The organism is Rummeliibacillus sp. NPDC094406, from assembly GCF_044763875.1.
Lineage (GTDB): Bacteria > Bacillota > Bacilli > Bacillales_A > Planococcaceae > Rummeliibacillus.
Window position 1 is genome coordinate 559,219 of sequence record NZ_JBIWGZ010000003.1, and the last position, 14,829, is coordinate 574,047.

The 14,829-nt window shown below is 34.7% G+C and carries 15 protein-coding genes; 2 read left to right on the top strand and 13 right to left on the bottom strand.

Annotated elements, in window-relative coordinates:
* Positions 1 to 469 precede the first annotated feature (469 nt).
* The 6 genes from ytpR to ACIQ4I_RS11085 form a co-directional block, all read right to left on the bottom strand.
* Positions 470 to 1,078, bottom strand: coding sequence for a YtpR family tRNA-binding protein (ytpR, locus tag ACIQ4I_RS11060; RefSeq protein ID WP_403096027.1), 609 nt, complete (start codon positions 1,076 to 1,078; stop codon positions 470 to 472).
* Positions 1,075 to 1,890, bottom strand: coding sequence for a DUF1444 domain-containing protein (locus ACIQ4I_RS11065; protein WP_403096028.1), 816 nt, complete (start codon positions 1,888 to 1,890; stop codon positions 1,075 to 1,077). The genes ytpR and ACIQ4I_RS11065 overlap by 4 nt, the downstream gene beginning before the upstream one ends.
* Positions 1,891 to 1,917: 27 nt before the next feature.
* A complete protein-coding gene (locus ACIQ4I_RS11070; RefSeq protein WP_403096029.1) occupies positions 1,918 to 2,229 on the bottom strand; it encodes a thioredoxin family protein in 312 nt (103 codons plus the stop codon).
* Between the two features lie 10 nt (positions 2,230 to 2,239).
* A complete protein-coding gene (locus ACIQ4I_RS11075) occupies positions 2,240 to 2,761 on the bottom strand; it encodes a hypothetical protein (protein WP_403096030.1) in 522 nt (173 codons plus the stop codon).
* 63 nt (positions 2,762 to 2,824) lie between these two features.
* Entirely contained in the window at positions 2,825 to 3,370 is a 546-nt protein-coding gene (locus tag ACIQ4I_RS11080) for a DUF84 family protein (protein ID WP_403096031.1), read from the bottom strand.
* Between the two features lie 428 nt (positions 3,371 to 3,798).
* Positions 3,799 to 4,857, bottom strand: a complete 1,059-nt coding sequence (locus tag ACIQ4I_RS11085; RefSeq protein ID WP_403096137.1) for a M42 family metallopeptidase — start codon at positions 4,855 to 4,857, stop codon at positions 3,799 to 3,801.
* A gap of 197 nt (positions 4,858 to 5,054) precedes the next feature.
* On the opposite strand from ACIQ4I_RS11085, the gene ACIQ4I_RS11090 reads away from it, so the two are divergent.
* A complete protein-coding gene (locus ACIQ4I_RS11090; protein ID WP_403096032.1) occupies positions 5,055 to 5,369 on the top strand; it encodes a hypothetical protein in 315 nt (104 codons plus the stop codon).
* 475 nt (positions 5,370 to 5,844) lie between these two features.
* On the opposite strand, the gene ACIQ4I_RS11095 is transcribed toward ACIQ4I_RS11090, so the two are convergent.
* Positions 5,845 to 6,711, bottom strand: a complete 867-nt coding sequence (locus ACIQ4I_RS11095) for a YtnP family quorum-quenching lactonase (protein WP_403096033.1) — start codon at positions 6,709 to 6,711, stop codon at positions 5,845 to 5,847.
* A 232-nt stretch (positions 6,712 to 6,943) separates the two neighbouring features.
* Here ACIQ4I_RS11095 and ACIQ4I_RS11100 point away from each other — a divergent pair, with 232 nt between their 5' ends.
* The gene (locus ACIQ4I_RS11100) at positions 6,944 to 7,126 is read left to right on the top strand and encodes a hypothetical protein (protein WP_403096034.1); all 183 of its coding nucleotides are present in this window, start codon (positions 6,944 to 6,946) and stop codon (positions 7,124 to 7,126) included.
* Between the two features lie 225 nt (positions 7,127 to 7,351).
* On the opposite strand, the gene ACIQ4I_RS11105 is transcribed toward ACIQ4I_RS11100, so the two are convergent.
* The 6 genes from ACIQ4I_RS11105 to ACIQ4I_RS11130 form a co-directional block, all read right to left on the bottom strand.
* Positions 7,352 to 7,816, bottom strand: coding sequence for a GNAT family N-acetyltransferase (locus tag ACIQ4I_RS11105; protein ID WP_403096035.1), 465 nt, complete (start codon positions 7,814 to 7,816; stop codon positions 7,352 to 7,354).
* 186 nt (positions 7,817 to 8,002) lie between these two features.
* Entirely contained in the window at positions 8,003 to 8,656 is a 654-nt protein-coding gene (gene trmB, locus ACIQ4I_RS11110; protein WP_403096036.1) for a tRNA (guanosine(46)-N7)-methyltransferase TrmB, read from the bottom strand.
* Between the two features lie 68 nt (positions 8,657 to 8,724).
* Positions 8,725 to 9,648 carry a diacylglycerol/lipid kinase family protein gene (locus ACIQ4I_RS11115; protein WP_403096037.1) on the bottom strand — a complete coding sequence of 308 codons (924 nt, stop codon included), beginning with the start codon at positions 9,646 to 9,648 and terminating at the stop codon, positions 8,725 to 8,727.
* Complete coding sequence (locus tag ACIQ4I_RS11120) at positions 9,645 to 10,712, bottom strand: NERD domain-containing protein (RefSeq protein ID WP_403096038.1); 1,068 nt, start codon at positions 10,710 to 10,712, stop codon at positions 9,645 to 9,647. The genes ACIQ4I_RS11115 and ACIQ4I_RS11120 overlap by 4 nt, the downstream gene beginning before the upstream one ends.
* 624 nt (positions 10,713 to 11,336) lie before the next feature.
* Positions 11,337 to 12,188, bottom strand: a complete 852-nt coding sequence (dat, locus tag ACIQ4I_RS11125; protein ID WP_403096039.1) for a D-amino-acid transaminase — start codon at positions 12,186 to 12,188, stop codon at positions 11,337 to 11,339.
* A gap of 170 nt (positions 12,189 to 12,358) precedes the next feature.
* Positions 12,359 to 14,674: a right-handed parallel beta-helix repeat-containing protein gene (locus ACIQ4I_RS11130; RefSeq protein WP_403096040.1), complete on the bottom strand. Its 2,316-nt coding sequence runs from the start codon at positions 14,672 to 14,674 to the stop codon at positions 12,359 to 12,361.
* Positions 14,675 to 14,829: the final 155 nt, after the last annotated feature.

Sequence of the window (14,829 nt, forward strand, 5' to 3'; positions counted from 1 at the left end):
AAAGTGCAAGCATTAAAATATCTAACACATCCTTTCATCGCAAAAAAAGATTGCCCCTCCCTTTCCGCCGACTGACTGCCGATCCTCCTAATTAGCTAGCGCTGAAGACACTGAAAGACGATTTCACTTCATACTTTTATAGTACAAATCTACTTTAAAATGAAGTGGAATCAGCTTCGTTTACCCCGGGCGAACCGACGAGCCTCCTCGCTTGCGCTCCTGTGTCGCTTTGCTAGCTTTGTCGCAGAGAAAATCTCGCTGAGGGGTCTCAGCTGCTAGTTTTTCGGCAGGAGTGACTGGGCATTCACCTCCACTTTTCTACAACTTTTTGCTAGATTGCGGGAACACCTTAACAAATAGTATAGATTAGAAAAGATGTTTTAGAATTTTTTGAAAAGTACAAAAGTGCCTTACTCCATATAAGAGCAAGGCACTTCTGTTAATAACATTATTTAAATGTAATTTAAAATTAGAACTTGAATGCTGTGCCTACTTCTACATCACCATCTAAAATCATTATACCTTTAACTTGAGGTGCATTTGGAATAGCTAATTCACGAGCTGAACACATCATACCGTAAGAATCAACACCACGTAATGCAGATTCTTTGATTACCAAACCTGAAGGCATTACTGCACCAATTTTAGCAACAACTACATGTTGACCTTCTGCAACATTTGGAGCACCACAAACGATTTGTAATGGTTCATCTCCACCAACATCAACTTTACAAATATGTAGTTTATCTGCATTTGGATGGTCTCCAACTTCTTTAACAAAACCCACTACAAATTTAGGTGATAAATCAACATCTAAGCTTACTGTTGCACCATTTTTTGCAATAGCTTCTTCTAATTCTGCAACAAGTCCTTTTGTTACTTCAATGTTCCCTACTTCTTCAATAGTTAAGTATTGACTAGCATTAAAAAGGTTAAAACCTTTCACTTCACCTGTTGCGTCCTCTTTAAGTATTACTAAATCTCCATGTCTTTCTAATTCCGTTTTGACAATCGCTTCTGTAGCTAATTGGACGAGTAGAACGTCACCTACATGCACTTTGTTATACGATACGATCATTGTTTTTCTTGCTCCTTTTTCACTCTGTTTTTCGCTAAGATAAAGATGGGCTCTAAACGACCTTCTTCATAAACAAAGGACAGCGATGTAATTGGCACTGCTCCTACTGTAAAGAAGTGCATAGTCATTTGAGCTAATACATCATAACCTGTATTATTGCGAATGTCACCGATAATCAGTACATCTTGATGAGGTACCGAAACGGTCATGTCACCTTCAATTTTACCACGCATTTCTTTTAAAAAGGCATCATTTAAAATCCGACTTGCATCATAGCCATCATTTTCATTTAAAAAGTAAAAGAAATTACCTGCTACTTCATCTCTCTTTACATTTGTTGGTAAATTACGCACTTGGAATCGGGCAGATTCTTTTATCTGTTCAACCGATACCTTTAGTTTGTTAACCATATCTTCATCGATTAAGCGATACGTATTGCCAAGATCTAATGCGTAATAAATACGTGTTTCAGCAGTATGCTCTGTTGTGATAAAGGCATGTCCCTCTTTTGACTTTTTCGGAAAAGAACCAGAACGTATAACAGGGTATATATTCATTAATTCCTGAAAACCTTGTTCTTTTTCCTTTTTCATGGCTTCAAAGGTTTGTTCAATCGTATATACCACTTCATCGATTGCCTTTTCTTTACGCGTATCATATTTTGTCAGTACATCTCCTAAAAAAAGGTCCATACCTTTCCCAGTTTCAAGATGCTCTAATCGTAATTTATTTGTTTTAGAATCTAGCTTCCATTCAAAGTGAGCTTTGCCTAGACGCTCTTTTAAAATAACGACCAATTCTTGTGCTGTCATCTGGTGACTCACTCCTTTAATAGCAACTTATTGAGCTTGTAAAAATGTTTCAATTTCTTCTTGTGTTTTGCGATCTTTGGAAATAAAGCGACCTGTTTCTTCTCCGTTGTTATATGCAACAAAACTTGGTATTCCATAAACATCAAGTTCTCCACATAAATCAATGAATTGATCACGATCTACAGAAATAAATGTGTATTCACTATATTTTTCTTCTACTTCAGGCATAAATGGTTCGATAAAATGGCAATCTGGGCACCATCCAGCTGTAAATAAGAAGACATGTTTCCCTTGTTCTTTTAACGCATTGTATTGTTCCACCGATTGTAAATTTTCCAATGTCATAGCCTCACTTGTTTTTTAATTGTACAGAAAGAGCGATTGTCATCAGTTCAGGTATCGTTTTGCTTATGTCATCATCATTTGTAACCCCTGTGACCTTTACCCCGCCAGTACTAGCAATTACTTCATAGTTTTCATTATCTTTCTTTAAAACACTTGCAAAGCCAAAACGTCCATTCTTTTTATACGTTTGTTCTTTAACAATATCGTCTTTTAAGCTTTTATGAATTGCATTGTAAAAGCTTTGGCTATCTTGTGACTCATTTGGATTGATAAAAAGTGAGTATGTTTCTTTGCCCTTCGATAAAATGATATTCGTTTCATCTGAAGAGGTTTTCACTTTGTAGCCATTAGGTAGATAAAATTTCAAATGTTCAGAAGACACCGTACTATCCTTTGGTTTCGAATTAAAAATTGTCTTTGCATCTGAAAATCCCTGCGACATTTGAGAATCTACTGATTTGCCGCATGCTGCAAGATTCAGTAAGAACACACTTAAAACGAGTAGTTTGGTACATTGACGGAACATATGTAATTCCTCCATTCGTACTTAGACTAACTTTATTGTAAGATGCCTTATAGACCGTTGCAACTATCGTGTATTATCTTGTTTTTTCGTGTATTTTTGATAAAAAAAATATTGTCCAACTAATTGTTGCAGAATATGTTCGAACATTTCTTTCCGATTAATCATGCCGTCCGTAAAAATACCAATAGCCCCTACATTTTGACGAGTATCTAATTGATGTATAAAATCGTCCATTACGGGGCCTAATTCACGACCATTCTCTATTTGCACTACTATTTCATTTGGTAATGGAATCTGGGCTCCAGCAGCAGTTAGTACTTGTCCATTTGATAGGGCCAATGCCCCCCAATTACATAAGTACATGATGTTATCAATCTTCGTGACACCACCCTCTAAGCCAAAAGCCATATCAGCATTTGTTTCCACCAAAGTCTTCTTAGCACGATTCATAGCACCTAGTCTAGTTTCTTCAGTTGATATTGGTTGTGCAGAAACACCTGAATCTACTGCAATATGTTCGAATGTCAATATATCATGAAAATGTTTAGTAACTACGGAAAGTACTGCACCTACTTTTGCTTTATTTGTCGTACCAATTCCTACTTTCATCTTGACACATCCTTCGTTAAAAAGTGATACTTCCATCAGTGAGAGGTCTTCATCACCCACTAAAAAAGAACTTAGTTTAATTTCGCCACGTCCTGTGGCTACAACTGAGTGTCCAACGTCCTGTTGGACCGAACCAATCGAGCTTACGGGCAGTTATCCCCATCTATCTTCGTCTCTTCTCTCTCAATCTTAAGCTGGAGGTCTTACTGCCTGTTAATGCGGTATAAATAAAAAGAGGTTCCAAATATGGAACCTCTTTTAGTATACCAAATTTTAGTTTACCGTATCTAGCCACATACATTAGTATCCGAGTGTTCAAACGATGGAAACCCTTTAGCCGCTGCTCCTGCTTTTAACCATCGCAGAAACAGCTAAAACAGTACTTGACAAAATTAGGCTATCTTCCGAAGTGAGCCACCTTCGCTTTTTTATTTGCTACGAATTGTATCTAAAGTTGAGCGATCTGCATTTTTTACAAGTTGTACGATTAATTCTTTTGCAGCATCGATATCATCTGTGTGAATTACAGATGCGTGTGAATGGATATAGCGTGAGCAAATACCAATAACAGTACTTGGGACACCATCATTTGAAATGTGAACATTACCAGCATCCGTACCACCCGGTGATACAAAGTATTGATATGGAATATTATTTGATTCTGCTGTATCTAATACGTATTCGCGCATACCTTTATGAGTTACCATTGTACGGTCAAAAATACGAAGAAGTGGACCATTACCTAATTGACCAAATTGATTTTTATCTCCTGAAACATCATTTGCAGGGCTTGCATCTAATGCAAAGAAAAGATCTGGTTTAATCATATTCGCAGAAACCTTCGCGCCACGTAGTCCTACCTCTTCCATGACGTTTGCGCCTGAATATAATGTATTTGGAAGTTTTTCATCTTTTAATTCTTTTAATAATTCAATTGCTAAACCGCAACCATAGCGATTATCCCAAGCTTTTGCCATGATTTTCTTAGGATTTGCCATTGGTGTAAATGGACAAACTGGAATAATTGATTGACCAGGACGAACTCCCATTCGAATGGCATCCTCTTTATCGTCAGCTCCAATATCAATTAACATATTGCTAATTTCCATAGGCTTTGCTTGCATTTCAGGTGTTAATAAATGTTTTGGCACAGATGCAATGACGCCTGGAATTGGACCATTTGATGTATACAGCTCAACGCGTTGAGCAAGCATTACTTGGTTCCACCACCCACCAAGAGTTTGGAAACGAATCATTCCATTGTCTGTAATTTGAGTAACCATAAACGCTACTTCATCCATATGACCTGCAACTAAAATGCGTGGGCCATTTTCGTCACCTTTTTTTAAACCAAAAATACCACCTAAATTGTCTTGTACAATTTCGTCAGCATATTTCGATAATTCTTGACGCATATAAGCGCGGACCGCATGCTCATTACCTGGAGCACCTGGTAATTCTGTGAGTGTTTTAAACATTTCTAACATATCTTGTTTCACGTAAAAAGCCTCCCTTATGAGCCATTCCCTACTATTGTAGACAAAAAACTGGAAAAATTCCACTCTTATATTTCGAATATCGAAATGCTGTTTTTTCAAAAAATCCCCTATTAATGTCTATCTTATTGTCACATCATTAAATGTATATGGTACACTAATTGCATAAACAAAAGGGGGCGTATTTAATGAAATTGCGTGATTTCTTACTAGGAGTCGTAACAGGAATTGCTGCGACATATATCATTAAAGAAGTTAGTGAAAAGGTGAATCCATACAAAAATGCGAATAATGTTTTAGAAGATGTTAAAGATGCTTTTAAAGCGCAAGGGCCAATCGATGGATCATGGATTTTCATGGAGCCTCAAACATTCCACAAAGAAGATATTGAAATCCCTATTTACAAAGGGGGTATCTCTCGCGTAGAAGAAGGCGAAACTGTGAATTTCGAATTTGCTGCTGATGCGAGAACAGGATCTGTTGTTGATCTGGTGAGAGTATAAGAGTTATTAATGCTATAATGGTATTTTATATTCCCAGCTTATTCTTTGAATAGGTTGGGGATTTTTTATTTGAATTTACCACTTTTCAAGTCTACTTTTAATTAGAATTATTGTTTGAACAGAAAAAAAATAACCCTCACATTATAGAGGGTATCGGAAAACCATTTTATTCCTAATTTTCATAGTATAAATCTGCTAAAACATGAAGTGGAATCAGATTCGCTTCCCGCAGTCGAACCAACGAGCCTACTCTCTGTGCTGCGAGGTTTCTCTGGCTCGTTTTCCCGGCAGATAAAGATTGCTCCTGCATCGCTTCGCTAGCTTCGTCTCAGAAAATTCTTCTTGCTCCTGCAGAACAAAAAGAATTTTCGCTGATTCCACTTCAACAATAATTGCATTACAAAATTTATTATTAAAATTCCTGTATTTTGACTTTTTCAGTGTCCTCACAATGTGCAATGCATGAACATTCGATCTATAACGCTGTTGTATGGGATTCTCTTGAGCGAGGTAATTCTCCAATTACTTCTTTTCCTGTTGGATCCCATTTGATTAAGCGTTTGTGGGCATCATGATAGAAGCTAATCCAATAGCCATTATCAAGAGCTTCTTTTACTAATTTTTCTTTGGCAAAAATCGATGTCATTGGATAATCATCATACGCTAGTACCCATAAAGGATTTTGATGAGCATGTGTTGGCATTATATCTGCCATGTGCAAAATTGTTTCTCCCTTTTGCGTTAATCGGATGATACTATGTCCATCGCTATGCCCCCCAGTATGTACCATTAAGATTCCTGGTAATACTTCTAATTGTTCATCAAATGGCTTCACTTGATCAACAATCGGCTTCCAATTAGCTTCCCAATACGTATTTGCTGATCGAATATTCGGTTCACGTATTTCATCCCATTCAATCTGTGAAACAAAAATTTCAGCATTTGCAAAAGTAGACACTAGTTTTTCACCCTGCCATTTTGTTAATCCACAAGCGTGATCAAAATGTAAATGTGTCATTAATACATAATCAATATCATCAGTAGTTAATTCTAACTCTTGTAAACTATCATCAATTTTTGATTGTTCTGTAACTCCATAATTACGAAGCTGCTTGTCCGTAAATTTTCCATTTCCGACACCAGAATCGATTAGCAGATTCTTCCCTTGATATTGTATTAAAATTGGATCTGTTCTTAATTCGATTTGATTATTATCGTTTACTGGGTATTTTCGTGACCATAATGGCTTTGGTACCACACCAAACATTGCACCACCATCTAAATAATTAACTCCCCCATTTAACCATGTTAACTTCATATCATGAAATTGAAATGTATCCATACTAAAGATCCCCCTTTGTATAAATCTTTGCATCTTATATTTAATGAATGATGCTTCACATAATTGTAACATGTTTAAAAAATATTGTACTATTTTATACTACAAAAATACAAAATTTTCTATAATAGAATAAATTAGATACTTATATCTACAAAATTCCTTTTTATGTTTATTTAGTTACAAAAAGGGCATAATGATAAAACAATACTTTATGACTAAGTGAGGAAAAGCCATGAGAATTCAAGATGATTATGAGAAAAAATGCATTCAGTATTTAGAATTACTTCATACATTAGAAAAATTAGAAGATAAAACAGAATTGTCTTTGGATTTTCAAAAGGATATCGGTAAGCGCTTACAACAATTAGAAAGAGAAATATTGGCACAGCCATTGCGAAAAGAAGCACTTAATTAAAAGGCTCTGTTATATGATATTTGCAGGGAGTACAGCGAGGAGGCTTGTCGGTTCGTCCGCGGAAAACGTTGCCTGTAGTGAAGCTGAAGAAATAACAACAGTATTGTTAAACAAAACCAATTAATAAAGAGCGTCTGAAAAATGTAGAAACCTACTTTTCAGACGCTCCCTCTTCCATTCAAGACTATAAATGGCTTGTGTTTCTTCACCGCTTCACTAGCTTATTTATTTCATTTGTAATGGATTAAAAGAAAAATGAAATGTTTTTGACTGTTCACCACCATTTTTTTTGTAGAACTCAATAGCATGCTGATCAACCCCATCCGCTTGTACAAATAAATCATTAATGCCTTTCGACTTACAAAAATCTATTATTTCATGAACTAATCTACTTCCAATTCCATTACGCTGATACTCTTTACCGACCGCTAAGTCGTATATATACATCGAAGAGCCCTCCTGATCATACATCTCTAATTCGTATGCAGTTAATCCTCCGACAATCTTGTTATCAATACTAGCTACGATACATACAAACTTAGGATTAATCAAAAGATTGCTGATATTTTTCAAGTTTACAAAATTCAAATTCGGTGATTCAAATTCCTTATTAAATAAAAGCACCAACTGTGAAAACTTTGAATCATCCCCACTTTGCAATTTCTTATATTCAACAACATTATTTTTCATCTAGATTCTCCTATTTTGCAGTTTTTTACGATCATATATCATATTGTTTTATCCATTTTCCAATATCAGGTGTTCTTTGTTCTTTTCCTTCTTACAATAAAAAACACCCCTTAAGATAATAATATCTGAAGGGGTAAATCGTGGCAAATGAGTTTTTCAAAGAAGAGCGCTTAAAAAATTCATTTGTTAGTCTTTCTTTGTTTGGAATTGTGATTCTAAGCGATAAATTGGTTGGCCTTTAGAAGAGAATTTCTCTTCATATTCAGTCATCACATTGTCTTCTGGCATTTCTACATGTAAATCGAGTGATACATAATTTAGTTTCATGCCATAATGCGACATACTGACTAATGAAAATTCAAATAAGCCACGATTATCCGTTTTAAAATGTACTTCTCCATTATCTATTAATACTGCTTCGTATAGTTTTAAGAAGTTTTCATGTGTTAATCTGCGTTTTGCATGGCGTGATTTTGGCCATGGATCAGAAAAGTTTAAGTAAAGACGATCTACATCGTTTTTTGCAAAATACTTTTCTAAATCTGCACCATTTACACATAGTAAACGTATATTTTTAGGTGTTCCAGCTTCAATTACTTTTTCAGCAGCTGTTACAATGACACTATCAAACAACTCAATACCAATATAGTTGATATCTGGATTTTGCAAAGCCATTCCTGTAATAAACTGCCCTTTACCTGAACCTACTTCTATATGCAACGGATTGTCGTTTCCAAAGAACGCTTTCCATTTACCTTTGTGGCTTTCTGGGTTAGGCTCGATAATTTCCGGATGCGATTGGATAAAATCTCCTGCCCATGGTTTGTTACGAACTCTCAATGTATTTCCTCATTTCTATATTTATCGTACGATTCAACATTTAATTATTCAAGAAAGCAATGACTTAGTCAAGAAGACTTTCTAGCTAATCGCCAAGCACTTGACTTTACTCTGAAATGAATAGGCTGGTCCTTCTTTGATACTCCTGCGTATTCACCATCAGTATGTGCAATGATATCTCCATCCATAATTATTTCAAAATTAGTTGCTGTAAATTGTTTTACAGCTTTAATTTTCGTATGTTGACCAAAGAATATGGTACTAAATAATAATAATAATTTTAGCCTTGATACATCATTGACAATAGTTAATTCAAATTGGCCATCATTTGGAATCGAATTGGGGGAAATTTTCATTCCTCCCCCATAGTAGGGTTGATTACTAGCTACTACAAACCAAACATGACGAAAAATTTGTTCTTGATCATTATGTATCAAACTTAATGTAAATCTGTTAAAAGTAAATAATGTTTTAATCAAAAAATAGATGTAAGATAGCTTTCCCAATCCAATTTTGTTTAGATTTTTTTTGGCTTTTGAATGATTAACATGTTTACTAATCATAGCGTCAAAACCAAAGCCTGCGCTATTCATGAAATATTTCTTGTCATCTGTGGTTTCTAAAATGCCAATATCCATTTCCCTTGTTATAGGCTGTTGAAAGAATTGCTCGACTTCCTTTACTGTTTTAAAGTTTTCAAAACCTCGACCGAAATCATTGCCAGAACCTGCTGCAACGGCTCCAACTATGATATGAGGGAATTCAATGGCACCCTGAATTACTTCATGAATCGTGCCATCTCCTCCGACAGCTATTACTAAAAGCGGCTGCTGATCCTCTTTTGCTTGTTGCTTTACAATTTCCGTTGCATGACAAGGATAGTTTGTAAATATCGCTTTATATGGCATAGATAGTTCCGATTCCATTTTACGCCATTTACGTTTAGCTACTCCGTTTCCTGCTTTATCATTTATGATAAAAAGTAGTTTCATGTAAGTTCTTCCTCTAATGATTGCATTTTCTCAGAAGGAATATTGTTATTGTCATTCTGATCAAGTCTATGATAAGAAGTTGTTTGAACTGAATTTAAAAGAAATTGTGCGGCTTTAAATTGCATATGTTTCATCGGAGAAGGATTCTTCTTCAAATGTGCAAACCAATCCGAATACTTTCGTTTATCGATGAACTCAACGTCATAACTAGAACCAGGATAGTCAATATATCCATTTCGTGATAATACAACTTTACGAACGGGCAAATCGATTTCGTTTTGCTTGAAGATTTGCTTCACAATGGATTCCATACGATTTAATCCGATTAATGGACTTAATACTTTTTTATCAATCTTCCCGACTTTTTTCTTCCAGAACCGGCTACCATCTCCGACAAATACTGCTTGTACCTCTTCTTCTAACACTTGAATGCATATACAATCGGTAGGTGTAAGAATGATTATCCCCATTTCTACAGGCGCCTTTTTCACTTGAAAAATCGGATAATAGAACAACAGATAACTGTCTGGCAAACGTTGTGTAAATGCTCTTAACAGAGAATCACGATAGTATTTAGGACTCACATATGATTTTTCACTTAATGTTGAACTGGCCCATTTAAGTTGGAATTGGAAAAGTTGATCGATATACATTCTTTTTAATTCTTCAATGGTTTGTGGTTCATACAAAATTGTTGGTTGAAACGTGAATGTGTTCGACTCTTCCTGAAGGATCTCTTCGTCAGAATCTTGGTCTTCAAACTCTTCATTTATTTGATTGAAGAAATCCTCTTTATAATCGGAATCCGTATCTTCCTCTTCCCAAGGAGCCAATTTCTTTTTTCGAGTAAATGGCATTAATCGTTTTAGAAAACTTTTATGAGGCTTTTCTTCAACTTCTATTTCATCTTCATGTTCCCAATTAGTGATTTTTTCACCAGATTCCCAGTCTTCTTTCATACGAGCCCATTGTATTTTTTTTAGTCTTACAAATTGGGTTGGGTATCTTTTTAAATCTTTTTGATAACGTGAAACATAATCTTGAAGTTTAACTAGCTGTGCCATGTCCTTTCCCTCCCCAAAAAATCATCTCAAAATAGTGTATATAAAAAGGCATATGTTCCTATTTTACCATGTTATTTATCAAAAAAAAGGGAGAAGTTGGTGACTTCTCCGCAAGATTCTTTGTAAAATATAGTATCGAATCAATTCAATAAATTCCATTCTGGTTTAAAAAAACGAACATTATTCTCTCTAAACGAATAAATTATCTAGCATTTAGCAACTTATTGTTTTTTAATTTTATGAATTTCCGCTAAAGGTGGACGCTTTCCGCGGGCAAGCTGAGAGTTGCTTCGCTCGCTTCACTTGCTTTTGAGGTCACTGAAAAACGATTTTATACCTAATTTTATAGTGCAAATAGTCTATAACATGAAGTGGAATCAGCTTCGCTTTCCGCGGGAGTTTTCGCTGTTTCCACTTCAACAAAAATTGCATTTCAAAATTTTATTATTAAAATTCATGCCTTTTTGACTTTTTCAGTGGCCGCTTGCTTTTCCCGCTGAGTCTCCACCTTTCGCTCAATAATAAAATTTCAATATCAACACTGAAGTAAAACAGAACCTAATAAAAATGTTTGTGCTTTTAACTTCGAATTATGAATTAGATTCAATCACTAATCAAATAGATTTACACCAGAAATAACTGCTGTATTTTTTCTTCAAAAGTTTGCTGTATTTTACGTGTAAAAATACCAGGTTCACCAGTTTGAATGATTGTATCATCAATTTTAATTATTGGTGTGATTTCTGAAGATGTTGATGATAAGAAGACTTCATCCATTTGTAGCGCTTGTTCTTTTGTGAAGGCTTCCTCAACAACAGATAAGCCAATTTCTTTACAGCATTTCATCACAACTTGTCGTGTAATACCGTTTAAAATATAGTTATTGATTGGATGAGTGTAAAGCACCCCACCTTTTATACCATAAATATTCGAAGATGACCCTTCCGTTACCATTTCTCCTCTGTGTTGAATAGCTTCATAACAATGCGCTTCATGTGCTTGTTGCTTTGCAAGGACATTGCCTAACAAATTTAAACTTTTAATATCACAACGGAGCCAACGAATATCCTCTACAAAAATCGCACTCACACCAAAGCGAAGGTTATTTACGGGTCTCTCTGCTACTTGTGTATAAGCGATTAATGTCGGCTCCGTAAAATCAGTTGGGAAAGCATGATTTCTTGGTGCTATGCCTCTTGTAATTTGCAGATAGATATGACCAGTTGCTAATTCATTTTCTTCAACAAGGTCATAAAGCATTTTATGTAAAACATCCTTTGTATAAGGGATAACAAGTCGAATTTCATCTGCACTTCGATATAAACGATCTATATGTTCAGTTGCAGTAAACATCGATCCTTCATATACTTTAATCACTTCATATATCCCATCACCAAATTGATACCCTCTGTCGTTTATTGAAAGTTTTGCATCTTCTGTATCGATTAATCGATCATTATATAACATTTTTTCCATTCCATAATTCATCTCCTTATTTTCTTCCTATACATTATACATAAAGAAAAGATGCGGTGAACGTGGTGAACAAAGTTCATCACATCTTTTCTTTAGGCTCTGTTATATGAAATTGTTGATTTTTTTAATGCATCTTATGATGAAATTCAAAATTATTGTTAAACTAAGTTTTAGTTAAAATTGCTTAATATTATTTTTTCGGGCTTGCTATATACTGCGTAAACCGATGAGATTCGAATGAAGGTTTCAGTTGTATTGTAAAGTTGATTTGTTTTCAATAATTCTTTTTCTTCATCTGTTAATACATCTTTTATTTCATCATATTGTTCTCCTGGCCCACTGTTTTTCCACGCAATAAATTGAATTGCTCGTCCAACATTTGTAAAAGTGTTATTTCGGATTTTCGGATTGATTGCACCACTAGAGAGAATACCTCTCTTTTTTGGATCATTGACTGCTACATTTCGTATGTCATTCTTTTCAATCGTTGGTGTTTTCCAGTTCATCACTCGAATTGCATCATTACGCGTTGTATCAATCGTGTTACCACGAATCAGAATATTTGTATGAAGATGCCCTCCTGAATACTTATGAGTGCCAATAGCACGGTCTAAATTTACAAATTTGTTGTTAATAATATTTACTCTATTGTTTGCCGTACAATCGAAATTACTCCATTTTGAACTCCAGCCAAGTGTTGTTTTGTCCGGTGTATCAATATTAATCGCTTCTTTAATGTAACGATCTGATGGTTTTGAATCAACAAATTGGCTGTTTGTAATTGTTACGTCTTCAGATGCATCCATTTCGATAAAATGTCCTGCATTCATATTACGGAATTGAATATTGGATATATGGATATTTTTGTTATGTCCCATAATGATCGCAAAGCTGCTCAATTTATAATTTAAATTGAAGATAACTTTACCTTTTCCAATAAAACTAATATTTTTTTCTCCTTCATAACCACTTACAACTCGCTCTTTTTTTGAAAATGATGGACGGATTAGTTGGAAAATGGAGTTAGATGGATTCATAGTAGGTGTACCTGTATCATCACCTTTGAAAATTTCTGTTCCATCTTCAAACTCTAAAGTAACGTTTGAAGGTACGTATAATACATTTGATATTGTATACACACCTTTGGTAAAGATAATTTTACCCCCGCCTTGTTTCTCAAGTTGTTCCATGTAGGAGCGCAATGCATAGTATTGCTTTGTTTGAGGCGTATAAGATGAGCGTAGAAAGTATTCTTTATTAAGGGTGACTGATTCTGGTGTTACTTTATATTCCTCTTTTCCAAGATCATTCATATTAGTGAATTCAATTTTCTCAACAGGCTCAGCTTTATTTGCTATATGCATAAAGTATTCCTGTAAGTCTTTTCCTTCATTTGATGCCAGTGCTTTTTTTACGCCTAGCGTAACTGTATTTTCATTAAAAGGTTCGTTTGGACTAGTTTGTGCAGCCAATAAAACGGCAAAATCCATACCCTCAAATTGGTTATGTTGAATAATTGGCTTATACGTCCCTTTCACATAGATACCATAGTTACTACTTACAGATTCAATTTTGTTATTTTCAACTGTTGGTTGCTTCCAATTTTTCATAACGATCGCATTTGATTCAGTGTTTTTTATGCTATTATTCAATATCTTCACTTTTGATTGGTATGTGTCTACAGTAAAATTATTTGAACTTATGGCTTCAAATACTTCATCAAATTTATTTTTTTCAATCAATACTTGTGAATTTGGGGTTTCATCGTACATACTCCAATTTACTTTGTAAGTACCATATGAAAAATCAGCAGTTTCAATACTTATTGATGGTTTTGAGAGGGAGGTTTCATTTGTAAAACTGTTATTTTGGATTTTAGTATTTTTTGTTGCAACTAATTGAATAAAGTAACCATCATTTGCATTTTTGAACTGAATATTACTAATGGTTAGATTATTATTGTGTCCAGTTATGATCCCGTTTACTTTTTCATTTTCTTTTAGATCAATCGTTGCTTTTCCATTACTTGTGATTGTCACATTTTTGGAACCACTATAGCCACCCATCATATCTCCATTCTTAGCGATACTAGGTGCTACAAGTTGAAACATTGATTTTGAGGCAATTAATTCATTACCTGTGTCCATACTTTTTTCTAAAATTACACCATCATTTAATTGAATGGTGACATTTGAAGGTACAAATAATGTATTGGTTATCAAATACGTACCTTTCTTTAAAATAAGAGTACCTCCACCATCCTTCTCCATTTTTTCCAAGTACGACCTTATCGTGTAATAATTATTAGTTTCAGATGAATAGGTCAAATATTTTTTCATCTTTTTATTTATGGGCGTAGTGTTTGTTGAAATAGTATAGGTGCCTTGCTTTGCAGAGGCATGCAATAATGGATATTTAATTGCTAATAAACTAAATAAAATTGTAAGAGCTACTATGTAGATGCATATTTTGCCGAATTTCTCCATATGTTAGTCACTCCTCTTCTGGAAATTATTATTGAAATCGCCATAGTAGTATTACTTTTTTCATTCATTTGCTTACGTATAAAATTTTCTGTTGCACTATACTGGCTACCTTGACTGCTATTTTCCCATACAAGATTGCATTGCATGCGTAACGT

Bases quoted from the DNA above. Each gene is read 5' to 3' on its own strand.
- ytpR (WP_403096027.1), bottom strand. From the start codon at position 1,078: ATGATCGTATCGTATAACAAAGTGCATGTAGGTGACGTTCTACTCGTC.
- ACIQ4I_RS11065 (WP_403096028.1), bottom strand. From the start codon at position 1,890: ATGACAGCACAAGAATTGGTCGTTATTTTAAAAGAGCGTCTAGGCAAA.
- ACIQ4I_RS11075 (WP_403096030.1), bottom strand. From the start codon at position 2,761: ATGTTCCGTCAATGTACCAAACTACTCGTTTTAAGTGTGTTCTTACTG.
- ACIQ4I_RS11080 (WP_403096031.1), bottom strand. From the start codon at position 3,370: ATGAAAGTAGGAATTGGTACGACAAATAAAGCAAAAGTAGGTGCAGTA.
- ACIQ4I_RS11085 (WP_403096137.1), bottom strand. From the start codon at position 4,857: ATGTTAGAAATGTTTAAAACACTCACAGAATTACCAGGTGCTCCAGGT.
- ACIQ4I_RS11090 (WP_403096032.1), top strand. From the start codon at position 5,055: ATGAAATTGCGTGATTTCTTACTAGGAGTCGTAACAGGAATTGCTGCG.
- ACIQ4I_RS11095 (WP_403096033.1), bottom strand. From the start codon at position 6,711: ATGGATACATTTCAATTTCATGATATGAAGTTAACATGGTTAAATGGG.
- ACIQ4I_RS11100 (WP_403096034.1), top strand. From the start codon at position 6,944: ATGAGAATTCAAGATGATTATGAGAAAAAATGCATTCAGTATTTAGAA.
- ACIQ4I_RS11105 (WP_403096035.1), bottom strand. From the start codon at position 7,816: ATGAAAAATAATGTTGTTGAATATAAGAAATTGCAAAGTGGGGATGAT.
- ACIQ4I_RS11115 (WP_403096037.1), bottom strand. From the start codon at position 9,648: ATGAAACTACTTTTTATCATAAATGATAAAGCAGGAAACGGAGTAGCT.
- ACIQ4I_RS11120 (WP_403096038.1), bottom strand. From the start codon at position 10,712: ATGGCACAGCTAGTTAAACTTCAAGATTATGTTTCACGTTATCAAAAA.
- dat (WP_403096039.1), bottom strand. From the start codon at position 12,188: ATGGAAAAAATGTTATATAATGATCGATTAATCGATACAGAAGATGCA.
- ACIQ4I_RS11130 (WP_403096040.1), bottom strand. From the start codon at position 14,674: ATGGAGAAATTCGGCAAAATATGCATCTACATAGTAGCTCTTACAATT.